The following is a 23,521-nucleotide window of genomic DNA, read 5'->3' on the forward strand; positions in this document are numbered from 1 at the left end:
GCCCCCGATGGCCCAGCCCGCCTTCCCGTTCACCGAGCACGACCTCGCCCGGTTCCGGGAGACCCAGCAACTCGCCTACCACTGCGCCGAACAGGTCGCCGCCTGGATCGAACCGGGCGTCACCGAGCGGCAGGCCACCGCCGAGCTGCGCCGCTGCCTGGTCGCCGCCGGGGTGCAGGACTTCTTCCACGTCCCGTTCGCCTGGTTCGGCGACCGGACGGCGTTCCGGCACTTCCACACGCCGCTGCAGTTCTTCGCCGGCGGCCGCCGGCTGGAGGAGGGCATGCCGTACGTCCTGGACTGCGCGCCCGTCGTGGACGGCTACACCGCCGACATCGGCTACGGCGGCAAGGTCGGCGAGAACCCGGTCTGGGACCGGCTCGCCGCCGACCTGCGGGTCTACCGCGAGCTGATCCTCGCCGAGGTCCGCGCCCGCAAGCCGCTCGACGAGGTGTACGCGGCGGTGGACGCGCAGATCGCCGCGCACGGCTACGACAACCGCCACCAGGTCTACCCGGGCCGGGTGATCGGCCACCAGGTGACCCGGACGACCGCCCGCGGCCCGGCCGGGGTCAACCTCTTCGGCTTCGGGGTGCGTACACTCCAGACGCTCGGCCGTGAGCTGATCAGTGAGCGCCTGCACGGCCGTTCGCCGCTCTGGGCGGACGGCCGGGCGTCCCGGCACGCGCCGACCCCGGGCCTGTGGGCGGTGGAGCCGCACATCGGGTTCCGCGAGGTGGGTATCAAGTTCGAGGAGCTGCTCGTGGTCACCGAGGACGACGCGTACTGGCTCGACGACGACCTGCCGCACGTCCGCCGCTGGACGGCGGCGGCCGGGAGCGAGAGCACGGCGGCCGCCTCCGGGACCGCGTCGGCCCTGACCGTGGCACCGGCCGGGACCGAGACCGCGGCCGGTGCGCCCAAGACCGCCCAGGAGGCGACCCGATGACGACCACCCGCCGCCGGACCGTCCACTCCGGCGGGCTGCCGCTCGCCGTCTTCGAGGACGGCGACCCGGCCGCGCCCACCGTCCTGCTGGTGCACGGCTACCCGGACACCCACGTGGTCTGGGACGACGTCGCCGCCGACCTCGCCCGTGACCACCACGTCGTCCGCTACGACGTGCGCGGCGCCGGGGAGTCCGGTGCCCCGGCCTCCCGCGAGGGCTACCGGCTGGAGCAGCTCGCCGCCGACCTGTTCGCGGTCGCCGACGCCGTCAGCCCGGACCGCCCGGTGCACGTGGTCGCCCACGACTGGGGCTCGCTGCAGTCCTGGGAGGCCGTCACCTCGCCCGGCGCCGAGCAGCGGATCGCCTCCTACACCACCATGTCCGGGCCCTGCCTCGACCACATGGGGTACTGGCTACGCGACCGCTACCGCCGCCCCACCCCGCGCCACCTGAAGCAGCTGCTCTCCCAGGGCGTCCACTCCTGGTACATCACCGCCTTCCACCTGCCCTACCTCGCCCCCGGCATCTGGCGGCTCGGCCTGGCCCGCGCCTGGGGCCGGGTGCTGCGCGACCTGGAGGAGGTCACCCCGCGGCCCGGACACCCCCAGCCCACCCTGCGGCGGGACGCGGTGCGCGGCATCGAGCTGTACCGCGCCAACATGCGGCCCACCCTGCGCAGCCCGCGCGAGCGGCCCACCGAGGTGCCGGTCCAGCTGATCACCCTGACCAAGGACCACTACGTCGGCGAGTTCCTCTCCGAGGGCCTGGAGCGCTGGGTGCCCAGGCTGACCCGCCGCTCGCTGCACGCCACCCACTGGTCCGCCCTGCTGGAGAAGGGATCCGCCGTGGCCGGCATGGTCCGTGAGTTCACCACCGCCGTCGACGCCGGGCAGAGCGCCGAGCGGGCCGGTCTCGGCCGGCTGGTGGTGGTCACCGGTGGCGGCAGCGGCATCGGCCGCGCCACCGCGCTGGCCTTCGCCGAGGACGGCGCCCGCGTCGTCGTCTGCGACCTCGACCTGGACGCGGCCCGCCGCACCGCCGAACTGGCCTCCCTGATCGGCCCGCCGGCCCACGCCTACCGGGTGGACGTCAGCGACGGCGCCGCCGTCGACGCCTTCGCCCAGCAGGTCGCCGAGGACCACGGCGTCCCCGACGTGGTGGTCAACAACGCGGGCATCGGCCACTCCGGGACGTTCCTGCAGACCACCGAGAAGGAGTGGCAGCGCGTCCTGGACGTCAACCTCTGGGGTGTCATCCACGGCTGCCGCGCGTTCGGCACCCTGATGGCCGACCGCGGCGCCGGCGGCCACATCGTCAACCTCGCCTCGGCCGCCGCCTACCTGCCGTCCAAGGCGCTCACCGCCTACGCCACCAGCAAGGCCGCCGTCTTCATGCTCTCCGACTGCCTGCGCGCCGAGCTGGCCGGCCACGGCATCGGCGTCTCCACCATCTGCCCCGGTATCGTCAACACCAACATCACCCGCACCTCCACCTTCTCCGCGACCAGCGCCGCCCAGCAGGCCGCCAAGCAGGCCCGTGCCGCCAGGCTCTACGCCCGTCGCGGCTTCCCGCCCGAGAAGGTCGCCGCCGCGATCCTGCACGCCGTCCGCGCCGGAAAGCCCGTGGTCCCGGTGACTCCCGAGGCCAAGGCCGCCCGCCTCCTCAGCCGCCTCTCCCCGGGCCTCCTGCGCCTCGCCGCCCGCCTCAACGTCACCTGAAGCCGGCCGGCGGCAGGTTCCTGCCAACATCCCCCTGGCGACGCCCGGCCCCGGCCGGGCGTCGTTAGGCTCCGGCGAAGATCATGACGAGGGGACAGATCAAGTGAACAAGCGTCTGGTTTCCGCTGCGCTCTCCGCGGTGGGCCTGGTCCTGGCGGTGGCTCCGGGGGCCTCCGCCGCACCCGCCGCCGAGACGACGAACGCCAGGTCGTGCGAGGGCGTCACGCTCTCCGGATCGCTGCCGGTGCCGCCCGCCGGCCTCGCGGTCCAGCAGACGGTGACGATCGGCGAGGACTGCAAGCCGCAGGAGGGCCCGGTGACGTACGTCCCGGCCACCACCACCCCCGCCGCGAAGTCCGTGAAGGCCGCGGCCGCCGCCGGCGCCACCACGGGCAAGCGGCAGATCAGCAGCTGGAACCAGATGTTCGACTGCTGCAACATCCGGATGACCGGGCTGTACACCACGTCCGACTGGAACACCGCCGACGGTCGCGTCACCAGCGCCACCACCGTGGCGCGCCAGGAGTTCAACCGCGAGCCGTGGGACGCCGGCTGGTCGGTGAAGTCCGCCACCAGCAGCGACGACTGCACCACCGACTGCGCCGTGGTCAACTCCCAGGCGCACGCCGACTTCGGATACAAGGGCATCTTCGACGTCACCGGTGGCTGGTACGGCAACACCCACCACACGTACCTGACGCTGAACCCGGACCTCACCAGCAGCTGCACCTTCGACGTGCAGCTGAAGCACACCTTCATCGGCTGGAACTGGCAGCACGGCTGCCAGTGAGGCGCCCGCCCACGGCCTGACCTGACGGCGCGTGCCACGGGGCCGGTGAGGTCGACTCCACCCGGACTCGACCTCACCGGCCCTCGCGGTTGGGGAACGCCCTCCCGCCTCGTACCGTGACTGACGTCGACGCCGCGCCCCTCACCGGGGCGTCGGCGTCGCCGCAGGAGACGGGCAGCCACGAGGGAAGGCACGCGCATGAAGCAGCCGCTCAAGGGCAAGGTCGCACTGGTCGGGCGGCGGGCGGCGGGCGGCGCCACGGCGCCCTTGCCGGGGGCGTGCGGTGAACGCGGCGTGCGGCGAGGCGGCCCGGCGGTGACGATGGGTGGAAACCGGGGACACCCCCACCCGCCGACCGAAGGAGCACACCCATGGCCACCGGCACCGTGCAGTCCTACCACGCGGACCACGGCTACGGCCTGATCACGCCCGACGAGGAAGGTCCCGCGCTGTACGTCTACTTCGACTCGATCGTGGCGGAGGGGGACCGGGCGCTCACCGAGGGCCAGCGGGTGGAGTTCGACCCGACGGAGCAGGAGGGCCGCCCGGTCGCCGAGCGGGTCCGCCGGTTGTAGGAGCGGCCCGGCCGCCTACGATCAGGACCCATGGAGATGACGACCGCCCTGTGGTCCTTCGCCCTCGTCGTGGGGCTGCTCACCCTCACGCCCGGGCTCGACACCGCGCTGATCCTGCGCACCTCGGCGCTCGGGCACCGGCGGCAGGCGTGGGGCGTGGTGCTCGGCATCCAGACCGGCACGCTGCTCTGGGGCACGCTGACCTCGGCCGGCGTGACGGCCCTGCTGACCGCCTCCCGGCTCGCGTACGACGTGCTGCGCTGGGGCGGGGCCGCCTACCTGGTCTGGATGGGCGTCGCCATGCTGCGCAACCGCGGCGGCGCGGCCGAGCCGGAGGAGGGGCTCGCGGGCGGGGGCCTGGCGCACGGCTGGCGGCGCGGCACGCTGACCAACCTGCTCAACCCCAAGGTCGGCGTCTTCTACGTGGCGGTGCTGCCGCAGTTCATCCCGGCGGGTGCGCCGCACTTCGCCGCCGGCGTGGCGCTGACCTGCGTGCACGTCGTGGAGGGACTGCTCTGGTCGGCGGTGCTGGTGGGCTTCGCCCAGGTGGTGCGCGGCTGGCTGCGCCGGCCGGCCGCGCGCCGGCTGCTGGACCGGGTGACCGGTGCGGTGGTGATCGGCTTCGGGCTGAAGCTGGCGGCCTCGAACTAGGGCGGACAGGACCTGGCTCGGCGCCCCGGGCCCGGCGGTGTCGCTCTCCTCGACGCGGCCCCCGGCGCACGGCGAGTCCGCCGGGCGGGTCCCGAGCCCGGCCCGCCTCCGGCCCCGCGACGTCACCCGCCTGGTGGCGCCGGGATGGACGCGGGGGCGCGGCGGGGGCTGCATGGGAGACGGCAACCCCCACACCGGAGCCCACCAGGCAGGAGCACCCCCATGGCGATCATCGCGACGTTCGAGTTCCCCGGCGTCACCCGGGCCCAGTACGACGAGGCGACGGACCGGCTGACCGGCGGCGCCGGGCTGAACAAGCCGTCCGACTGGCCGGTGCGCGGGCTGCTGCTGCACGCGACGGGCCCGACGCCGGACGGCGGGTGGCACGTCACGGACGTCTGGGAGTCCCGGGAGGCGTTCGAGCACTTCGCGGCGGTGCTGATGCCGATCCTGCAGGAGGTCGGCATCCCGACCACCCCGCCGCTGATCTGCGAGGCCTACAACGTGGTGAGCTGAGCCGGGCCCCGGTACCACGCCCGGAACCGCGCCCCGGTACCGGCCCGGAACCGCGCCCCGGGCCGTGCGGCCGGCCCGGCGCTCAGGCCGCGTGCGGCTGCGGGGTCTCGGCGCTCCGCTCCGCGGGAGCGTCCTCGCGGGCGTCCGCCGGAGCGTCCTCGGCGCGGGCCAGGTCGTGGTGGATCGGCCCGTTGCCGGCGCTCAGCGGCAGGCAGCTGCCGCCGCGCCGGTGGGCGACGATCTCCGCGGCGACCGAGACGGCGGTCTCCTCGGGCGTGCGGGCGCCGAGGTCCAGGCCGATGGGCGAGCGGAGCCGGCCGATCTCCGCCTCGGTGAGGCCGACCTCGCGCAGCCGGGCCTCGCGGTCGCGGTGGGTGCGGCGCGAGCCCATCGCGCCGATGTAGCCGACGGGCAGCCGCAGGGCGCGCTCCAGCAGCGGGATGTCGAACTTGGCGTCGTGGGTGAGCACGCAGAGCACCGTACGGCCGTCGATCCTGTCGAGCTGCGAGTCCAGGTAGCGGTGCGGCCAGTCGACGACGACCTGGTCGGCCTCGGGGAAGCGCCGCTCGGTGGCGAAGACCGGCCGGGCGTCGCAGACGGTGACGTGGTAGCCGAGGAACCTGCCGATCCGCACCACGGCGGCGGCGAAGTCGATGGCGCCGAACACCAGCATCCGCGGCGCGGGCACGTAGGCCTCGACGAAGAAGGTGACGGTGCCCTGTTCCCGCTCGTCACAGGGGCGGCCGTCCAGGCCGAGCACGACCCGGCCGGTGCGCCCGGCGTCCAGCATGGCCCGCGCCTCGGCGACGATCGCGCGCTCCAGCCCGACGAGCAGGCGCCGCGCGACGGGGGTCTCCCCGGCCGGAGTCCGGGGGAGCGTCGCCGGAAGGCCGGTCGCGGGCGACGCGAGGGCGGTCGTCGGCGAGGGGGAGAGGGCGCCGTGGTGGGTGTCGGCGGTGACGGCGACGGTGGAGCCGACCAGTCCGCCGGGGCCGGCGATGACCCGGGCGAGCGCGACGGGGGTGCCGGAGGCGATGTAGGCGATGCCGGCGTCGAGCGCCGGGTCGGCGCCGGGGACGACCGGCTGCACGAAGACGTCCAGGATGCCGCCGCAGGTCAGGCCGACGGCGAAGGCGTCCTCGTCGCTGTAGCCGAAACGTTCCAGGACGGGTTCGCCGGACTCGATGGCGGCCTGGCAGAGCTCGTACACCGCGCCCTCGACGCAGCCGCCGGAGACGCTGCCGATCGCCTCGCCGGCCGCGTCGACGGCGAGCGCGGCGCCCGGGTCGCGCGGGGCGCTGCCGGAGACCCCGACCACGGTGGCCACGGCGAAGGAGCGCCCGGACGCGTGCCAGGCCTGCAGCTGCTCGGCGATGTCCTGCATGTCGGGGAGCTCCTTACGGGGTGCGGGGGAACGGGAGGTGCCGCCGTACGGGAAACGATTCCCGTACGGCGGCGGTGCTGCTAGTGGACGCCCAGCCAGGACTTGATCGGGGTGAGCGCGAAGTAGACCACGAAGACCACGGTGAGGATCCACATCAGCGGGCCGGGCTCGCGCCACTTGCCGGTGCCCGCCTTGATGACCGTGTAGGAGATGACACCCGCGGCGACACCCGCAGTGATGCTGTAGGTGAACGGCATCAGGGTGCAGGTGAGGAAGGCCGGGATGGCGACCTCGCGGTCCGACCAGTCGATGTGCCGGGCCTGGCTCATCATCATCGAGCCGATGACGACGAGGGCGGCGGAGGCGACCTCGGTCGGGACGATCGCCGCGAGGGGTGAGAAGAAGAGCATGAGGGCGAACACGCCGCCGGTGACCGTCGAGGCGAGGCCGGTGCGGGCGCCGTCACCGACACCGGTGGCCGACTCGACGAACACGGTCTGGCCGGACGCTCCCGACAGGCCGCCGATGGCGCCGCCTGCGCCGTCGATGAACAGGGCCTTGGAGAGACCGGGCATCCGGCCCTTGTTGTCGGCCAGGCCCGCCTCGGTGCCGACGCCGATGATGGTCGCCATCGCGTCGAAGAAGCCGGCCAGCACGAGGGTGAAGACCGCGACCGAGGCGCTGATCGCGCCGAGGCCCTTGCCGCCGAAGGCGCCGAACACGTCGACGTCGCCGAAGAGGCTGAAGTCGGGCGAGGAGACCGGGCTGCCGGGCCACACCGGGGCGGAGCTGACCCAGGTCTTCGCCGGGAGGTCGGCGACCGCGTTGATGACGAAGGCCAGCACGGTGCCGCCGGCGATGCCGATCAGGATGGCGCCGCGGACGTTGCGGGCCAGCAGCACGAAGATCGTCAGCACGGTGAGGCAGAAGACCAGCACGGGCCAGCCGGCCAGTTCACCGAAGGGGCCGAGCGCCAGCGGGGTGGGACCGCCGGTGTGCACGAAGCCGGCCTTGACCAGGCCGATCAGCGCCACGAAGAGGCCGATGCCGATGGTGATGGCGTGCTTGAGCGGCAGTGGGATGCCGTTCATGATCTTCTCGCGCAGCCCGGACACGACCAGGAGCACGATCAGCAGGCCGTAGACCACACAGAGACCCATGGCCTGGGGCCAGGTGGTGTGCGGCACGACCAGCGCGGATATCACGCCGGAGACGGAGAGGCCGGCGGCGACCGCGAGGGGGACGTTGCCCACCACGCCCATCAGGATCGTGGTGACCGCGGCGGCGAGCGCCGTCGCGGTGGTGAGCTGCGCGTGGTCCAGCTTGAGACCGTTGACGTCGGCGCCGCTCAGGATGATCGGGTTGAGCAGCACGATGTAGGCCATCGCCATGAAGGTGGTGAGGCCGCCGCGGATCTCGTTGCCGATGGTCGAGCCTCGGGCGGAGATCTTGAAGTACGCGTCGAGGGCGTTCTTCGGCTGCGGTGCCGGGACCGACGTGGGGGTGTCGTCCTCGGCGGGTCTGTCTTCAGTGGTGCCGGGCTCCGTGGGGATCCTGGTCATGTCCACTCCCAAGTGTCAAAGGGGGTTGGGGTGGGCGAGCCGACCTGACAGCCAGTCAACGAAGTTGGCAGAGGGGGACGATTCGACTCACTGGGCGCACTCTGTGGCAGTGCTGCGGTGCTGGGGGCACCCCCTGCCGAAGGCTGGGGGAAGGTGGTGCGCACCGCTGCGGAACCCCGGCGTGGGAGAGGCAGCGGGATGGTGCGTTCGCGTTGCTTCCGGTGGTGCATCGGTGGTGCTCTTCACTGCTCGGGTGGTGCTGCCCCGGGGCGGCGGGGAAGACTGTCGCCGCCCCGGGGAGGTGTGCGGAGATCCGGGGCTAGAGGGAGCCGGGGGTCTCGGTGGTCAGGTGCTCGGGCCGGACGGGGATCCGGTCGAGCGCCAGGCCGGTGGCGTTGCGGATGGCGGCCACGATCGACGGCGTCGCCGACACGGTCGGGGCCTCGCCGACCCCGCGCAGCCCGTACGGGGCGTTGGGGTCGGGCAGTTCGAGGATCTCCACCGGGATCGGCGGGGTGTCCAGGATGGTGGGGATCAGGTAGTCGGTGAAGGAGGCGTTGCGCACCTTCCCGTCCTTGACCACGATCTCCTCCATCACGGCCAGGCCGAGCGCCTGGGTGCAGCCGCCCTGGATCTGCCCGACGACGGAGAGCGGGTTGAGCGCCTTGCCGACGTCCTGGACGGCGGTCAGCTCGACCACCTTCACGAGGCCCAGCTCGACGTCCACGTCGACCACCGCGCGGTTGGCGCAGAAGGTGTACTGGACGTGGCCGAAGCCCTGCCCGGTCTCCTTGTCGAAGGGGACGGTCGGGCGGTGGTGGTGCTCGCGGGTGAGGTCGATCGCCTCGTCACCGAGCAGGTCCACCATGGAGACCAGCGGGCCGGCCGACTCGGAGACGACCTTGCCGCCGACCAGCGACAGGTCGTTCTGGGACCAGCCGTAGCGCCGCCGGCCCTTCTCGATCAGCGCCTGCTTGACCGCCTCGGCCGCCAGCTTCACGGCGCCGCCGGTCATGTAGGTCTGGCGCGACGCGGAGGTCGAACCGGCGGATCCGACCTCGGTGTTGGCCGGGTGGATGGTGACCTGTTCGACGCCGAGCTCGGTGCGGGCGATCTGGGCGTGCACGGTGACGCCGCCCTGGCCGACCTCGGCCATCGCGGTGTGCACCATGGCGACCGGCTCGCCGCCGATGACCTCCAGGCGGACCCGGGCGGTGGAGTAGTCGTCGAAGCCCTCGGAGAAGCCGACGTTCTTGATGCCGACCGAGTAGCCGACGCCGCGCACGATGCCCTCGCCGTGCGAGGTGTTGGACAGTGCGCCGGGGATCTGCCGGACGTCCAGGTGCTCCGTGTCCAGCGGCGGCGGGAGCGGCATGTCCTTGACCCGCTGGAGCAGGTCGGCGACCGGGGCCGGCGAGTCGATCTGCTGGCCGGTGGGCATGTGGTCGCCCTCGGCCATCGCGTTCAGCTGGCGCAGCTCGACCGGGTCCATGCCCAGCTCGGCGGCGAGGCGGTCCATCTGCGTCTCGTAGCCGAACGCGGCCTGGACGGCGCCGAAGCCGCGCATCGCGCCGCAGGAGGGGTTGTTGCTGTACAGCGCGATGGCGTGCATCTTGACGTTCGGGATCACGTACGGGCCGTGTCCGAGCGAGGCGGCGTTTCCGACCACGGCGGGCGAGGCGGAGGCGTAGGCGCCGCCGTCCAGCACGATCCGGGCGTCGGCGAAGACCAGCTTGCCGTCGCGGGTGGCGCCGTGCTCGTAGGTCATCCTCGCCGGGTGGCGGTGCACGTGGCCGAAGAAGGACTCGTCGCGGGAGTAGACGATCTTGACCGGCTTGCCGGTGTGCTGGGCGAGCAGGCAGGCGTGGATCTGCATCGAGAGGTCCTCGCGGCCGCCGAAGGCGCCGCCGACGCCGGCCAGCGTGAGGCGGACCTTCTCCTCCGGCAGGCCCAGCACGGGGGCCATCTGCTGGCGGTCCACGTGCAGCCACTGGGTGGCGATGTAGAGGTCGATGCCACCGTCCTCGGCCGGCACGGCCAGGCCGGACTCCGGGCCGAGGAAGGCCTGGTCCTGCATGCCGACCTCGTAGGTGCCCTTGACGATGACGTCCGCCATCGCCCGGACCTCGTCGGTCACGCCGAGACCGGAGACCAGCTTCTGCTCGTGGCAGATGTTGCCGTACCCGTGCGACTTGTACTCGTGCGGCTCGTGCACGTAGCCGTGGGTCTCGGGGTCGAGGCACTGCTCCTCGGTGGTGATCGGGGTGAGCACCTCGTACTCGACCTTGATCTTCTTCACCGCGCGGCGGGCCGTCTCCGGGTGGTCGGCCGCGACCAGCGCGATCGCCTCACCGTGGCAGCGGACCTTGTCGATGGCCAGGGCCGGCTGGTCCTGGATCTCCAGGCCGTAGTACTTCGAGCCCGGGATGTCGTCGTGGGTGAGGACGGCGTATACGCCCGGCACCTTGAGCGCCTCGGAGATGTCGACCGAGAGGAGGTTGGCGCGGGGGTGCGGCGAGCGCAGCGCCATACCCCAGAGCATGTCCTCGTGCCACATGTCGGACGAGTACGCGAACTCGCCCTTGACCTTCAGATTGCCGTCCGGGCGCAGCGGCGAGCCGCCGATGCCGTCCTTGGACGCCTGGTTGATGTTCTGGAGGTTCTTCTGCCCCTGGATGGTACGAGTGCTCATGCGGCCACCTCGCTGCGCTCGGCGGGCGCTTCGCACAGCGCGCCGCCCTTCGTGATTCGCTCGCGTCGCTCGCTCATGCGGAAGTCCCCTTACCGGCGCACTTGCGGGCGGAAGCCAGCCGCACCGCGTCCATGATCTTCTCGTAGCCCGTGCAGCGGCAGAGGTTGCCCGACAGCGCCTCGCGGATGTCGTTGTCGCTCGGCTGGGCGTCGTTCTCCAGCAGGGCGTCGGTCTGCACCAGCAGGCCGGGGGTGCAGAAGCCGCACTGGACGGCCCCGGCGTCGATGAACGCCTGCTGGACCAGGCCCAGCTCGCCGTTCTCGTCGGTCAGGCCCTCGACGGTGCGGACCTCGCGGTCCTGCACCTGGCCGGCGGCGACCAGACAGGAACAGACCGGAACCCCGTCGAGGTAGACCGTGCAGGAGCCGCACTCGCCCTGCTCACAGGCGTTCTTCGAGCCCGGGAGGCCGACCCGCTCGCGCAGCACGTAGAGCAGGCTCTCGCCCTCCCACACGTCGTCGGCCTCGACCGGCTTGCCGTTGGCGGTGAAAGTGACCCTCATGCCGCGCTCCTGATCTGCTTGCTGTAGTCGTTCCAACACCAGGTGAGGGTGCGGCGGGCCATCACGGCCAGCGAGTGGCGCCGGTAGTCGGCGGTGCCGCGGACGTCGTCGATGGGCGAGGCCGCCGCCTTCACCAGCTCGCCGAACTGCTGGATCACCTCGGCGCCCAGCAGGTCGCCGGACTCCCAGAGACCGCGCTCGGCGAGCACACCCTGCAGGTACTCCTCGGCCTCCACGGCGCGGCGCGGCGTGGGGGCAGCCGAACCGATACCGGTGCCGACGGTGCCGTTCTTCGGGTGAAGGGCGAAACCGAAGGCGCAGACCGCGATCACCATGGCGTTGCGGGTGCCGATCTTGGAGAACTGCTGGGGGCCGTCCGCGACGGGGATGCGCACGGCCCGGATCAGCTCGTCGGGCTCCAGGCTGTTGCGCTTCACACCGACGTAGAACTCGTCGATCGGGATCAGCCGGGTACCGCGCACCGAGGCCGCCTCGACGAACACGTCACGGCCGGCCGCCAGCAGCGCGGGGTGCGCGTCGCCGGCCGGGGAGGCGCCGCCGAGGTTGCCGCCGACGCCGCCGCGGTTGCGGATCTGCGGCGAGCCGACGGTGTGGGCCGCCAGGGCCAGGCCGGGCAGCGGCCCGGACAGCTCGTCGATGATCCGGGTGTAGGGGACCGAGGCGCCGAGCTTGACGACGTCGCCGTCGTTCGACCATTCGGTGAGCTCGGTGATGCGGTTCAGGTCGAGAATCGCGGATGGCCGGTGCACGTCGAAGTTCATCTCGACCATGACGTCCGTACCGCCCGAGATGGGCAGCGCGGTCGGGTACTCAGCCTTCGCCGCGAGTGCCTCGTCCCAGGTAGCGGGCCGAAGGAACTCCATGCGGGTGTCTCCTCAAGTCGTCGCCGGCCGGACGGGTGGGCACAGTGCCCGGAACTCGGTGTTCGGACCTCGCAAACCGCTTCGTTGCCTCGGCGTCGGATCCTGGTCACCGGGATGTGTCCGGCGGCGTGTGGCCAGTGAACCTCTGTGACGGGGCCCACTGGCAGTCACCGATGGCATGAAGCCCCGGCTGTGGTCCCGCCCGGCATCCTGTACGTTCCTCTAAGGCGGACAATCTCGCAGCCCAGCCGTTCACCGGGTGCTACCTACGACCGTAATCCGGCCGTGATTTCCAAGCTACGGCCCCGTGATCCCGGCGCCGGTCGGTACGTAACGCCGAGCACAGATGTTCGGGCACACTGTCTCCCCGGACCGAGCGCTCGGGCCCCCACCACCTCACCCCCCAGCCCGATAGGAGTCCCGGATGCGTGTCCGTGACCTGCTCGCCCCCGGAGCCCCGCGACTGCGCCTGCTCGCGGCCGAGGAAGAGCTGGACCGCCAGGTCAGCGGCGTCATGACCACGGACCTGCACGACCCCGGCCGCTACCTGCACGGCGGCGAGCTGGTGCTCACCGGCATGCTCTGGCGCACCGGGCCGGCCGACTCCGAGCGGTTCGTGCGGACCATCGTGGCCGGTGGCGCGGTCGCCCTCGCGGCCGGGGAGGCCGAGGTCGGCCCCGTCCCCGAGGACCTCGTCGAGGCCTGCCGGCGCCACCGCATGCCCCTGTTGGCGGTACCCGACGACATCGCTTTCGGCACCGTCACCGAGTTCATCGGCCGGCAGGTCTCCGCCGACCGCGCCGCCGACCTCGCGGCCCTGGTCGACCGGCACCGCCTGCTGGTCTCCGCGGCCGGCGGCGGCGGCCTGGACGCCGTCCTCGACCTGCTCGGCGGCGACCTCGACCTCGATTGCTGGGTGCTCACCCCCACCGGCGCGGTGATCGCCGGCCCGGCCGACCGGCTCTCCGCCGAGGACCGCGACCAGCTGGTCCGCGCCCACCTCGGCGCCCAGCGCCAGCGCCGCCGCCCTCCGCACCGGGCCCGGCTGCTCACCGGCTCGTACTCGCTGCTACCCGCCTCCGCCACCCCCGACGCCGAGTCCCCGCTCGCCGACTGGATGCTCGCGGTGGCCGGCGACGTCACCGAGTGGACCGGCAAGCGCCAGCAGCTCGCCGAGAACCTGGCCCGGCTGGTCGCCGCCGAGCGGCAGCGCCGTGACGAGGGCCGCCGGCTGCGCCGCCGCCTCGCCGACGAGGTGCTCACCCTGCTCCACCGCGACGCGGACCCGGCCGAGATCAGCCGCACGCTGTACGCCTCCTCGGCGATGGCCGCCCGCTACGAGAACGCCGAGCCCAAGCCCCAGGCGCAGGACGGCTCCTGGCTGGTGCTCAGTGCCGAGGGGACGGGCCTGCCGGAGGGGACGGTGCGGTCCGTCCTGGAGGAGGCGCTGGGCGGGACGACCGACCGCGCGCTGATCGCCGGGGCCGGCACCGGCGCCGTCGTGGTGCTGCCCGCGCTGGACAGCACGGTGCCCGCCGACACGCTGCGCGAGCTGCTCTCCCCGCTGGAGGCCGGCCTCGGCTCGGAGGGCCGGATCACCCTCGGCGTCTCCGCCCCCGCGTCCGAGGCGGGCGGCCTGCGCGGCGCCCTGGAGGAGGCCCGGCACGCCCGCCGGATCGCCGCCGCCCGGGTCGGCCGGGTCTGTGTGGCGGGTCCGGAGGAGCTGGCCTCGCACGTGCTGCTGCTGGCCGCCGTCCCGGACGAGGTCCGCCGGGCGTTCCGCAGCCGGCTGCTGGACAAGGTGATCGCCTACGACATCGAGCACCAGGCGGACCTCGTCCGCACCCTGGAGGCGTTCCTGCGTTCGGACGGCTCGTGGACGAGGTGCGCCGCCCAACTGCACGTCCACGTCAACACGCTGCGCTACCGGATCGGCCGGATCGAGGAGCTGACCGGCCGGGACCTCTCCCGGCTGGAGGACCGGGTGGACTTCTACCTGGCCCTCGAACTGGCCTGATCCCGTGGGGCGTTGACGCCGAAGGGCCCGCCGATGACGATCGCGGCGGGCCCTTCGTCACACTCCGTCAGGGCTGGGCGGGGATCAGACCGGTGATCCACTCGAAGACGCCCGGCACCATGTTCTTCCAGACGTCGCTGGAGTGCGGCCCGGTGGTCTCCTGGACCTGCACGGTGGTCGGCGCCTTCGCGACCGCGGCGATGGCCTGGCCGTCCTCGTAGCCGTCGCCCTTGTTGCCGGAGATGTAGAGCGCCACCTTCGGCGGCTGGGCGGCGTTCTTGACGATGTTGACCGGGTTGTTCGCCTCGCGCAGCTTCTGGTCCTTGCCGACCAGCGAGTCCTTCTCGGTCGCGGGGTCGTTGTAGCCGGAGAGGCTGACGCCGGCCCGGTAGCGGTTGGGGTGGGCGAGGGCGAGCTTGGTGGCGCAGTGGGCCCCGGCCGAGTACCCGGCGACCGCCCAGCGGTCCGGGGCCGCGTCGGCACGGAAGTTGTCCAGCACCATCTGCGGGACGTCCCGGGTCAGCCAGGTGTCCGCGTTGACCTTGCCGGGCACGTCGGTGCAGCCGGCGTCGGTGCTGTTGCCCAGCAGCAGGGTGCGCGGGGAGACGAGGATGAACGGGGCGACCTTGCCCTGCTGCATCAGCGGCTTGAGCTGCTCGGAGACCTTGAGGGTGCCGTACCAGGTGGAGGAGGAGCCCGGGAAGCCCGGGATCAGCTCGACGACCGGGAACTTCTTGTCCTTGAACGCGGGGTCGTGGTACTGCGGCGGCAGCCAGACCAGCACCTCGCCGTCGACGCCGGACACCTGGCCCTTGAGGTCGGTCTTCTGGACGTCGTTCGGAACCTTCGGGTCGTCCACGCCCCGGAACTGCTGCGTCACCTTGGGCGGCTGCTTGGCGTCCCCGCTGCCGGCCTGGCCACCGGCCTGGCCGGCCGTGCCGCCGGTGCCCGGGTCGGCCGGCGGCACCGAGGGCACCGCCCGGACGTGCTTGCCGGTGCCGAGCAGGTCGTCCCAGCTGCCGTAGATCAGGTTGGCGTTGTTGACCATGACGAAAACCATCAGCACGGCCGTGACCTGGCAGAAGACGATCATCGCCAGCCGGGACAGGATCTGCAGCGGCCGGGGTCCGCGCACCTTGCCCCAGAGCAGCAGGGCCGCTGCGATGGAGATCGGCACGAGAATGACCGTGCAGAGGAAGAATGGCGTGCCTGTCAGTTGCATCAAGTTCTCGTATCCGGGTTCAAAGCCGTCCCGGGCCCCACTCGCCCGGAACTCGCTCCAATGGCATCGGACGGCCTGGAACGGGGATCGGTTGCCATCCGAATCTGTGCGGAACCTGAGAGGAACATCACGTTTCCGTGATGATCCCTTTTCAGGTCCGCCCTAGTCTGCCACCCTGACGGCCCGCGCCCGGACGATGCGCCCAGCCGGCTCCCAGGATCGCCCCCCGCCAGGGCACGATACCGCCCGTACGGAGCCGGCCGGCGGGCGAGGCGGTGCAATCGCCCCACGAGCGGGCAGCGAGACTATGGTCATGAGCACAACCCGTTTTCGCGCATCCCGCCGGATCTGGCCCGTCTGCGCCGCCCTGGCCCTGCTCGCGGCCGTCGCCGGATGCAGCAGTACCGGAGGCCTCCGCGCCGAGCAGGCCAGAGCCAAGGCCTCGGCCGCCGCCGGCGGCGCCGTCACGACCCCGCGCTGGAAGGTCGCCATGGTGACCCACGCGGGCGCCGGCGACGCCTTCTGGGACACCGTGCGCAAGGGTGCCGAGCAGGCTGCGGCCAAGGACAACATCACCTTCCTGTACTCCAACGACGCGCAGACCCAGAACCAGGTCCAGCTCGTCCAGGCCGCCATCGACCAGAAGGTCGACGGCCTGCTGGTCACGCTCGCCAAGGGCGACGCGCTCGGCGACGTCCTCGGCAAGGCCAAGGCCGCCGGCATCCCGGTGATCACCATCAACTCGGGCCAGGAGTACTCCGCCAGGTTCGGCGCGCTCACCCACATCGGCCAGGAGGAGTCCACCGCCGGCCAGGCCGCCGGCGCCGAGCTGGCCGCCCGCGGGCGCAAGAACGTGCTCTGCGTGATCCACGAGCAGGGCAACGTCGGCCAGGAGCAGCGCTGCTCCGGCGCCCGGTCTGGCGCCGGACTGGCCGGCGCCGCCTTCCAGGTGCTCTACGTGGACGGCGTCAACATGCCCGACGCCCGGGCCGCCGTCGCCGCCAAGCTCCAGGCCGACCCGGCCGTCGACACCGTGCTGACCCTCTCCGGCCCGATGGCCGCCACCGGCCTCCAGGCCATCCAGGACGCCCGCCGGACCGTCGAGCTGGACACCTTCGACCTGGGCACGCAGGTGGTCGCCGGGCTGAAGTCCGGCAGCGTCGGCTTCGCCGTCGACCAGCAGCCGTACCTCCAGGGGTACGAGGGCGTCGACCTGCTCTGGCTCTACCGCTCCAACCTCGACATGCTCGGCGGTGGCAAGCCGGTGCTGACCGGCCCGCAGATCCTCACCAAGGACAACGCCGACGCGCTCGCCGAGTACGTCGCGAGGGGGACGCGTTGAGCACCACGGACCTGCTCGCCCAGGACCGCCCGGCGGCGCTGCGGCGGCTGCTCGCCCGGCCCGAACTGGGCGCGCTGATCGCCGCCGCCGCCGTCTTCCTGGTCTTCGCCGCCGTTGCCGAACCCTTTCTGCGGGTCTCCTCGCTGGGCACCGTGCTCTACGCGGCGTCGACCATCGGAATCATGGCCGTACCGGTCTCGCTGCTGATGATCGGCGGCGAGTTCGACCTCTCGGCCGGCGTGCTGGTCACCACCGCCGCGCTCACCTCGTCCATGGTCAGCTACCAGCTCACCGCCGTGACCTGGGTCGGCGTGGTGGTCTCGCTCGCGGTCACGCTGTCCGTCGGCGGCTTCAACGGCTGGATGCTCAGCCGGACGAAGCTGCCCAGCTTCATCGTCACCCTCGGCACCTTCCTGATGCTCACCGGCGCCAACCTCGGCGTCACCAAGCTGATCTCCGGCACCGTCTCCACCAAGCCGATCTCCGACATGGAGGGCTTCGCCTCCTGCCGCTGGCTGTTCGCCTCCGAGGTCACCGCCGGCGGGCTGACGATCAAGGCCACCGTCTGGTGGTGGCTCGGCCTGCTGGTGATCGGCAGCTGGGTGCTGCTGCGCACCCGCTTCGGCAACTGGATCTTCGCGGTCGGCGGCGACGCGGCCGCGGCCCGCGCGGTCGGTGTGCCGGTCGCCCGGACCAAGACCGTGCTCTACCTCGGCGTCGGCTTCTGCGCCTGGGTGCTCGGCCAGCACCTGCTCTTCTCCTTCGACACCGTGCAGTCCGGCGAGGGCGTCGGCAACGAGCTGATCTACATCGTGGCGGCCGTCATCGGCGGCTGCCTGATCACCGGCGGCTACGGCTCGGTGGCCGGCTCCGCGCTCGGCGCGCTGATCTTCGGCATGGTCAGCAAGGGCATCATCTACGCCCAGTGGAACCCCGACTGGTTCAAGTTCTTCCTGGGCGCGATGCTGCTGATGGCCGCCCTGCTCAACTCCTGGGTCAAGCGCCGCGCCGAGAGGGGACCGCGATGACCGAACTGCTCTCACTCGTCGGCGTCGGCAAGACGTACGGCACGGTCCGCGCACTGGAGGACGTCTCGCTCACCTTGCGGGCCGGCGAGATCAGCTGCGTGCTCGGCGACAACGGCGCCGGCAAGTCCACCCTGATCAAGATCATCGCCGGGCTGCACCGGCACGACGAGGGCACCTACACCATCGGCGGCGAGGAGGTCCGCCTGGACTCCCCGCGCCAGGCCCTCGACCGCGGCATCGCCACCGTCTACCAGGACCTCGCCGTGGTCCCGCTGATGCCGGTCTGGCGGAACTTCTTCCTCGGATCCGAGCAGGGGTACAAGCGCTGGGGCGGCCTGCGGCTGGACGCCGACGGGATGCGCGCCACCACCCGCGAGGCGCTCGCCAGGATGGGCATCGACCTGCACGACGTCGACCGGCCCATCGGCACCCTCTCCGGCGGCCAGCGCCAGTGCGTGGCCATCGCCCGCGCCGTGCACTTCGGCGCCGAGGCGCTGATCCTGGACGAGCCGACCGCCGCGCTCGGCGTCAAGCAGTCCGGCGTGGTGCTCAAGTACGTCACCGCCGCCCGCGACGCCGGCCTCGGGGTCGTCCTGATCACCCACAACCCGCACCACGCGTACCTGGTCGGCGACCACTTCACCCTGCTCCGGCGGGGCCGGATGGCCGGCAGCCACCCCCGGGCCGAGATCGGCCTCGAACAGCTCATCACCGAGATGGCCGGCGGCTCCGACCTCGCCGAACTCTCGCACGAGCTCGCCCGACCGCAGTCCGACGACACCCCAGAGGAGCGCCCGCAGCCGTGACCAGCCCCAACGCCGCCACCCGGCCGCCGGTCCTGCCCACCCTGCTCGGCCTCGGCCCGCGCGCCGAGCGCCGCCGCCGCGCCCTGCCCGCAGGCCTCCTGCGGCTGCCCACCATCGGCGTCGACATCGGCGGCACCAAGGTCGTCGCGGGCGTGGTGGACGGCGAGGGCAAGGTGCTGGAGAAGCTGCGCACCGACACCCCCGACAAGAGCAAGAGCGCCAAGATCGTCGAGGACGTCATCGTCGAGCTGGTGCTCCGGCTCGCCGACCGGCACGACGTCCACGCCGTCGGCATCGGCGCGGCCGGCTGGGTCGACGCGGACCGCTCCAAGGTGCTCTTCGCCCCGCACCTCAACTGGCGCAACGAGCCGCTCCAGGAGGCGCTCAGCGAGCGGCTGCGGTTCCCGGTGATCGTCGAGAACGACGCCAACGCCGCCGCCTGGGCCGAGTGGCGCTTCGGTGCCGGGCGCGGCGAAGACCATATGGTGATGCTCACCCTCGGCACCGGAATCGGCGGCGCCGTCGTCCGCGACGGCTACGTCGACCGCGGCAAGTACGGGCTGGCGGGCGAGTTCGGGCACATGCAGGTGGTGCCCGGCGGCCACCGCTGCCCGTGCGGCAACCGGGGCTGCTGGGAGCAGTACTCCTCCGGCAACGCCCTGGTCCGCGACGCCCGCGAACTGGTCGCCGAGGAGTCCCCGGTGGTCCAGCCGCTGCTGGCCCGGGCCGGCGGCACCGTCGAGGGCATCACCGGCCCGCTGGTCACCGAGGCCGCCCGGGCCGGCGACCCGACCGCCACCGAACTCCTCTACGAGGTCGGCACCTGGCTCGGCGTCGGCATCGCCAATCTGGCCGCCGCCCTCGACCCGGGCCGCTTCGTCATCGGCGGAGGCGTCTCCGAGGCCGGCGACCTCCTCCTCGCCCCCGCCCGCGCCGCCTTCCGCCGCACCCTCACCGGCCGCGGCTTCCGCCCCGAGGCGGCCATCGTCCACGCCGCCCTCGGCAACGAGGCCGGCCTGGTCGGCGCCGCCGACCTCGCCCGTCAGGTCGCCCGCCGCTTCCGCACCATCAAGCGGCGCCGGGTGGAGCGCTCGGTGCCGTAGGGCGCGTCCGACCGTTCCCGCCCGGCGCGCGGCGCCGGGGCCGCGCACGGGGAGGCCGGCCGGTCCGGCCTCCCCTGTGCGGGTGCCGAGGTGTCAACTACCCGTTGGTAGCCGTGCGGCCCTGTTGTCGGGGCCATGGCTCCTGTGAAACAACGGAGTTGACGTCGACTCGGGAGGCCTTTCCGGATGAGAGCTCTGGCCCGCATCGCCCCGCCGCTCCTGCTCGCCACCGCCCTGGTCTGCTCCGCCGCGGGGCCGGCCGGCGCGGCGGGACCACCAGTGCAGTCCCCGCCCAAGGTGCCCCAGGCGGTGGGCTGGGGCGGCGCCGTGGCCAGCGTGGACGCCGACGCCACCGCGGCCGGGATCGAGGTGCTCCGCAAGGGCGGCAACGCCGTGGACGCCGCGGTCGCCGTCGCGGCGGCGCTCGGTGTCACCGAGCCGTACTCGGCCGGGATCGGCGGGGGCGGGTACTTCGTCTACTACGACCACGCCAGCGGGCGGGTCTCCACCATCGACGGCCGGGAGACCGCCTCCCGGACGGCCGACGAGGGGCTGTTCCTGGAGGGTGGCACGCCGCTGCCGTTCGCCGACGCCGTCACCAGCGGGCTCTCGGTCGGCGTGCCCGGATCCCCGGCGACCTGGGAGACGGCCGTCCGGCTCTGGGGCAAGCGCTCCTTCGCCGACGCGCTGCGGCCCGCCCAGCGGATCGCCGACCAGGGCTTCACCGTCGACCAGACCTTCCAGGACCAGACCGCGCTCAACCAGGCCCGGTTCAAGGACTTCCCCGACACGGCGAAGCTCTTCCTGCCCGGCGGCAGCCTCCCCGTCGTCGGCTCCACCTTCCGCAACCCCGACCTCGCCGCCACCTACCGGCAGCTCGGCAGGGAGGGCACCAAGGCGCTCTACCACGGCGACCTCGCCGGCGACATCGTCCGGACCATCCAGCACCCGCCGGTGGACCCGGCCTCCGGCCGCAACGCCCGCCCCGGCAAGGTGGACGCCGCCGACCTGGCCGGCTACCAGGTCCGCCGGCAGCAGCCCACCCACGTCGCCTACCGCGACTACGACCTCTACTCGATCGCCCCGTCCAGCTCCGGCGGCACCACCGTCGGCGAGGCGCTCGGCATCCTGGAGGACGGCGAGCTCGGCCGGTACGACGGCACGCAGTACTACCACCACTTCCTGGACGCCTCCCGGATCGCCTTCGCCGACCGCAACCGCTGGGTCGGCGACCCGGCCTTCAACGACGTGCCGGCGAAGGAGCTGCTCTCCGCGCGGTACGCGGCCGCCCGGGCCTGCCTGATCAGCCCCGACCGCGCGCTCACCAGCCCGCTCGCCCCCGGCGACCCGCGCCACCCGGCCGCCTGCGCGAGCGCCGGCCCGGCGCCCGCCGCCGAGCCCTACGAGGGCCTCAGCACCAGCCACCTGACGGTCGCCGACCGCTGGGGCAACATCGTCTCCTACACGCTCACCCTGGAGCAGACCGGCGGCAGCGGCATCACCGTCCCCGGCCGCGGCTTCCTGCTCAACAACGAGCTGACCGACTTCAACTTCACCCCGCTCACCCCCGGGGTGCCCGACCCCAACCTGCCCGGCCCGGGCAAGCGCCCCCGCTCCTCGCTCTCGCCGACCATCGTGCTGCGCGACGGCGAGCCCGTGCTGGCGGCCGGCTCGCCCGGTGGCGCGACCATCATCACCACCACCCTCCAGGTGCTGCTCGGCCGCCTCGACCGGGGCCTGAGCCTGGAGCAGGCGATCGCCGCGCCGCGCGCCAGCCAGCGCAACACGGCCGCTACCCAGGCCGAGCCGGCCTTCCTCGCCCTGCCCGAGCGGGCCCGGCTGGAGGCGCTCGGCCACGTGTTCGCGAGCACGCCCGAGATCGGCGCCGCGACCGGCGTCGAACGCCTGCCGGACGGCCGCTGGGTGGCGGCCGCCGAACCGGTCCGCCGGGGCGGCGGCGCCGCGGCGGTGGTGCGGCCCGCACCCTGACGCCGGCCGGTTTGTCGGTGGGCGGCGGTAGATTCGGGGTGGGCGTCCTTCCGGGCGCCCGCCCGTCGTCCGAACCACCCGTCCCGACCTCCGTCCGAAGCACCCGTCCGAACCACCGGGAAGGCCGCCCGCCGTGACCGTCCGCATCGCCACCTGGAACATCAACTCCGTCACCGCGCGGCTGCCCAAGCTCCTCGAATGGCTGGAGAGCGCCAAGCCGGACGTGCTCTGCCTCCAGGAGCTCAAGTGCGCCGCGGACGCCTTCCCGTACGAGCCCGTGCGCGAGCTGGGCTACGAGACGGCCGCGCACGGCACCGGCCGGTGGAACGGCGTCGCCATCGTCTCCCGGATCGGCCTGGACGACGTCGTGCGTGACCTCCCGGGCCAGCCCGGCTACCTGGCCGACGACGCCCTGCTGCCCGACGTCGAGCCGCGCGCCATCGCCGCCACCTGCGGCCCGGTCCGGGTCTGGTCGGTCTACGTGCCCAACGGCCGCGAGGTCGACCACGCCCACTACCGCTACAAGCTGGAGTGGCTGGAGGCCCTGCGCCAGGCCTCGCTGGAGGACGCCGCGGGCCCGCGCCCGTTCGCCGTCCTCGGTGACTTCAACATCGCCCCGGCCGACGAGGACGTCTTCGACGTCGCCGCCTTCGAGGGCCTCACCCACGTCACCCCCACCGAGCGCGCAGCCCTCACCGCCCTCGCCGAGGCGGGCCTCCAGGACGTCGTGCCGCGCCCGCTCAAGTACGACCGCCCGTACACCTACTGGGACTACCGCCAGCTGGCCTTCCCGAAGAACCGGGGCATGCGGATCGACCTCACCCTCGCCAACAAGGCCTTCGCCGACGCCGTGACGGACAGCTACGTCGACCGCGAGGCCCGCAAGGGCAAGGGCACCTCCGACCACGCCCCGGTCGTGGTCGACCTCGACCTCTGAGTCACTCCCGGTAGCGTGTGTCCCCCGAACGGTCCAGAGCGGTGGCCGGGCGGGGGCCGGGTGCCTAGCGTCGGGGAATGACTGGGTGTAGTTGTTCGATCACGTGGACATCGGAGTCCCCGGCTGCGCCCGAGAATCCCGGAGGTTCCGGTATGCGCCCCACGCGTACGGCCGCCGCCGCCCTGATCGGCGCGACGGTGCTGACCGGCCTGACGGCCCCCATCGCGCTGGCCAAGGACGGCGCCGCCACGGTCAGCCCGTCCCAGGCCGCACCGGGCCAGACCGTGACGGTCACGGTCTCCTGTGAGAAGTCCGACAAGCCCAACGCCAAGACCATCACCGCCAACTCCCAGGCCTTCGAGGGCGGCCCGGCCACCCTCACGCTCGGCTCGGACGGCAAGCACACCGGCTCCGCCCGGCTGGCGGCCAAGAACAGCGGCGACAACAAGGTCGACGGCACCTGCCCCGACGGAGCCGCCTTCTCCACCAGCGTCACGGTCACCACCGTGACCACGTCCACGACCACGTCGTCGCCGGCCGGCAGCCTCGGCGAGTGGGGCCAGGCGGCCGGGGAGTGGGCCGGCTCGCTCGGTCAGTCGGGCGCGGGCAGCCAGCAGATCGCCCCGCACGGTGCGGTGAAGACCGGCCTGGGCGGTTCGGTCGCCGCCAACCCGGCCGAGCTGGCCGGCGGCGCGGCGCTGGTCATCGGCGGCATCGGCGGGTTCTGGCTGCTGCGGCGGCGGGGAGGCGCCGACTCCGCCTGAAGGGCCGCCGCGCGTGCGGCTTCGAAGGTG

General features: G+C 72.8%; 20 protein-coding genes. 14 read left to right on the forward strand and 6 right to left on the reverse strand.

Features of this window, described 5'->3' with window-relative positions; translation table 11 throughout:
• Positions 1-7: 7 nt before the first annotated feature.
• From ACZ3YO_RS07160 to ACZ3YO_RS07185, 6 genes are all read left to right on the forward strand, one after another.
• Positions 8-949, forward strand: coding sequence for a M24 family metallopeptidase (locus ACZ3YO_RS07160; protein ID WP_465565905.1), 942 nt, complete (start codon positions 8-10; stop codon positions 947-949).
• Entirely contained in the window at positions 946-2,667 is a 1,722-nt protein-coding gene (locus tag ACZ3YO_RS07165; protein ID WP_465565908.1) for an SDR family oxidoreductase, read from the forward strand. Before ACZ3YO_RS07160 ends, ACZ3YO_RS07165 begins: the two co-directional genes overlap by 4 nt.
• Before the next feature lie 103 nt (positions 2,668-2,770).
• Positions 2,771-3,457 carry a hypothetical protein gene (locus tag ACZ3YO_RS07170; RefSeq protein ID WP_465565911.1) on the forward strand — a complete coding sequence of 229 codons (687 nt, stop codon included), beginning with the start codon at positions 2,771-2,773 and terminating at the stop codon, positions 3,455-3,457.
• Between the two features lie 371 nt (positions 3,458-3,828).
• Positions 3,829-4,032 (forward strand): cold-shock protein, encoded by a 204-nt coding sequence (locus ACZ3YO_RS07175; protein WP_465544877.1) that lies wholly within the window; start codon positions 3,829-3,831, stop codon positions 4,030-4,032.
• A 30-nt stretch (positions 4,033-4,062) separates the two neighbouring features.
• A complete protein-coding gene (locus ACZ3YO_RS07180) occupies positions 4,063-4,683 on the forward strand; it encodes a LysE family translocator (RefSeq protein ID WP_465565914.1) in 621 nt (206 codons plus the stop codon).
• A 222-nt stretch (positions 4,684-4,905) separates the two neighbouring features.
• Complete coding sequence (locus ACZ3YO_RS07185) at positions 4,906-5,199, forward strand: hypothetical protein (RefSeq protein ID WP_396319970.1); 294 nt, start codon at positions 4,906-4,908, stop codon at positions 5,197-5,199.
• Positions 5,200-5,281: 82 nt separating this feature from the next.
• Here ACZ3YO_RS07185 and ACZ3YO_RS07190 read toward each other — a convergent pair whose 3' ends face one another.
• From ACZ3YO_RS07190 to ACZ3YO_RS07210, 5 genes are all read right to left on the reverse strand, one after another.
• Positions 5,282-6,583 (reverse strand): XdhC family protein, encoded by a 1,302-nt coding sequence (locus ACZ3YO_RS07190; RefSeq protein ID WP_465565917.1) that lies wholly within the window; start codon positions 6,581-6,583, stop codon positions 5,282-5,284.
• A gap of 80 nt (positions 6,584-6,663) precedes the next feature.
• Entirely contained in the window at positions 6,664-8,145 is a 1,482-nt protein-coding gene (locus ACZ3YO_RS07195; RefSeq protein ID WP_465565920.1) for an NCS2 family permease, read from the reverse strand.
• Between the two features lie 319 nt (positions 8,146-8,464).
• Complete coding sequence (gene pucD / locus ACZ3YO_RS07200) at positions 8,465-10,837, reverse strand: xanthine dehydrogenase subunit D (RefSeq protein ID WP_465565923.1); 2,373 nt, start codon at positions 10,835-10,837, stop codon at positions 8,465-8,467.
• A 73-nt stretch (positions 10,838-10,910) separates the two neighbouring features.
• Entirely contained in the window at positions 10,911-11,399 is a 489-nt protein-coding gene (locus ACZ3YO_RS07205) for a (2Fe-2S)-binding protein (protein WP_396319974.1), read from the reverse strand.
• Positions 11,396-12,283, reverse strand: coding sequence for an FAD binding domain-containing protein (locus ACZ3YO_RS07210; RefSeq protein WP_465565926.1), 888 nt, complete (start codon positions 12,281-12,283; stop codon positions 11,396-11,398). Before ACZ3YO_RS07210 ends, ACZ3YO_RS07205 begins: the two co-directional genes overlap by 4 nt.
• A 424-nt stretch (positions 12,284-12,707) precedes the next feature.
• On the opposite strand from ACZ3YO_RS07210, the gene ACZ3YO_RS07215 reads away from it, so the two are divergent.
• Positions 12,708-14,300, forward strand: a complete 1,593-nt coding sequence (locus tag ACZ3YO_RS07215; protein ID WP_465565929.1) for a PucR family transcriptional regulator — start codon at positions 12,708-12,710, stop codon at positions 14,298-14,300.
• A 67-nt stretch (positions 14,301-14,367) separates the two neighbouring features.
• Here ACZ3YO_RS07215 and ACZ3YO_RS07220 read toward each other — a convergent pair whose 3' ends face one another.
• A complete protein-coding gene (locus ACZ3YO_RS07220) occupies positions 14,368-15,477 on the reverse strand; it encodes an alpha/beta hydrolase (RefSeq protein ID WP_465565932.1) in 1,110 nt (369 codons plus the stop codon).
• Between the two features lie 358 nt (positions 15,478-15,835).
• Between ACZ3YO_RS07220 and ACZ3YO_RS07225 the strand changes: the two genes are divergently transcribed.
• The 7 genes from ACZ3YO_RS07225 to ACZ3YO_RS07255 all read left to right on the forward strand — a co-directional run bounded on the left by ACZ3YO_RS07225 (position 15,836) and on the right by ACZ3YO_RS07255 (position 23,491).
• The gene (locus tag ACZ3YO_RS07225) at positions 15,836-16,864 is read left to right on the forward strand and encodes a sugar ABC transporter substrate-binding protein (protein WP_465565935.1); all 1,029 of its coding nucleotides are present in this window, start codon (positions 15,836-15,838) and stop codon (positions 16,862-16,864) included.
• Positions 16,861-17,892: an ABC transporter permease gene (locus ACZ3YO_RS07230; RefSeq protein WP_465565938.1), complete on the forward strand. Its 1,032-nt coding sequence runs from the start codon at positions 16,861-16,863 to the stop codon at positions 17,890-17,892. Before ACZ3YO_RS07225 ends, ACZ3YO_RS07230 begins: the two co-directional genes overlap by 4 nt.
• Positions 17,889-18,698 carry an ATP-binding cassette domain-containing protein gene (locus ACZ3YO_RS07235; RefSeq protein ID WP_465565941.1) on the forward strand — a complete coding sequence of 270 codons (810 nt, stop codon included), beginning with the start codon at positions 17,889-17,891 and terminating at the stop codon, positions 18,696-18,698. Before ACZ3YO_RS07230 ends, ACZ3YO_RS07235 begins: the two co-directional genes overlap by 4 nt.
• The gene (locus ACZ3YO_RS07240; protein ID WP_465565944.1) at positions 18,695-19,801 is read left to right on the forward strand and encodes an ROK family glucokinase; all 1,107 of its coding nucleotides are present in this window, start codon (positions 18,695-18,697) and stop codon (positions 19,799-19,801) included. The genes ACZ3YO_RS07235 and ACZ3YO_RS07240 overlap by 4 nt, the downstream gene beginning before the upstream one ends.
• 186 nt (positions 19,802-19,987) lie before the next feature.
• Positions 19,988-21,790 carry a gamma-glutamyltransferase gene (gene ggt, locus ACZ3YO_RS07245; RefSeq protein WP_465565947.1) on the forward strand — a complete coding sequence of 601 codons (1,803 nt, stop codon included), beginning with the start codon at positions 19,988-19,990 and terminating at the stop codon, positions 21,788-21,790.
• A 133-nt stretch (positions 21,791-21,923) separates the two neighbouring features.
• Positions 21,924-22,727 carry an exodeoxyribonuclease III gene (locus tag ACZ3YO_RS07250; protein WP_465565950.1) on the forward strand — a complete coding sequence of 268 codons (804 nt, stop codon included), beginning with the start codon at positions 21,924-21,926 and terminating at the stop codon, positions 22,725-22,727.
• 152 nt (positions 22,728-22,879) lie between these two features.
• The gene (locus ACZ3YO_RS07255) at positions 22,880-23,491 is read left to right on the forward strand and encodes a hypothetical protein (RefSeq protein ID WP_465544906.1); all 612 of its coding nucleotides are present in this window, start codon (positions 22,880-22,882) and stop codon (positions 23,489-23,491) included.
• The last annotated feature ends 30 nt before the right edge of the window (positions 23,492-23,521 follow it).

The organism is Kitasatospora sp. NPDC022785 (assembly GCF_055561295.1).

Bases quoted from the DNA above. Each gene is read 5' to 3' on its own strand.
- ACZ3YO_RS07165 (WP_465565908.1), top strand. From the start codon at position 946: ATGACGACCACCCGCCGCCGGACCGTCCACTCCGGCGGGCTGCCGCTC.
- ACZ3YO_RS07175 (WP_465544877.1), top strand. From the start codon at position 3,829: ATGGCCACCGGCACCGTGCAGTCCTACCACGCGGACCACGGCTACGGC.
- ACZ3YO_RS07205 (WP_396319974.1), bottom strand. From the start codon at position 11,399: ATGAGGGTCACTTTCACCGCCAACGGCAAGCCGGTCGAGGCCGACGAC.
- ACZ3YO_RS07215 (WP_465565929.1), top strand. From the start codon at position 12,708: ATGCGTGTCCGTGACCTGCTCGCCCCCGGAGCCCCGCGACTGCGCCTG.
- ACZ3YO_RS07195 (WP_465565920.1), bottom strand. From the start codon at position 8,145: ATGACCAGGATCCCCACGGAGCCCGGCACCACTGAAGACAGACCCGCC.
- ggt (WP_465565947.1), top strand. From the start codon at position 19,988: ATGAGAGCTCTGGCCCGCATCGCCCCGCCGCTCCTGCTCGCCACCGCC.
- ACZ3YO_RS07210 (WP_465565926.1), bottom strand. From the start codon at position 12,283: ATGGAGTTCCTTCGGCCCGCTACCTGGGACGAGGCACTCGCGGCGAAG.
- pucD (WP_465565923.1), bottom strand. From the start codon at position 10,837: ATGAGCACTCGTACCATCCAGGGGCAGAAGAACCTCCAGAACATCAAC.
- ACZ3YO_RS07160 (WP_465565905.1), top strand. From the start codon at position 8: ATGGCCCAGCCCGCCTTCCCGTTCACCGAGCACGACCTCGCCCGGTTC.
- ACZ3YO_RS07255 (WP_465544906.1), top strand. From the start codon at position 22,880: ATGCGCCCCACGCGTACGGCCGCCGCCGCCCTGATCGGCGCGACGGTG.
- ACZ3YO_RS07190 (WP_465565917.1), bottom strand. From the start codon at position 6,583: ATGCAGGACATCGCCGAGCAGCTGCAGGCCTGGCACGCGTCCGGGCGC.
- ACZ3YO_RS07235 (WP_465565941.1), top strand. From the start codon at position 17,889: ATGACCGAACTGCTCTCACTCGTCGGCGTCGGCAAGACGTACGGCACG.
- ACZ3YO_RS07185 (WP_396319970.1), top strand. From the start codon at position 4,906: ATGGCGATCATCGCGACGTTCGAGTTCCCCGGCGTCACCCGGGCCCAG.
- ACZ3YO_RS07180 (WP_465565914.1), top strand. From the start codon at position 4,063: ATGGAGATGACGACCGCCCTGTGGTCCTTCGCCCTCGTCGTGGGGCTG.
- ACZ3YO_RS07225 (WP_465565935.1), top strand. From the start codon at position 15,836: ATGAGCACAACCCGTTTTCGCGCATCCCGCCGGATCTGGCCCGTCTGC.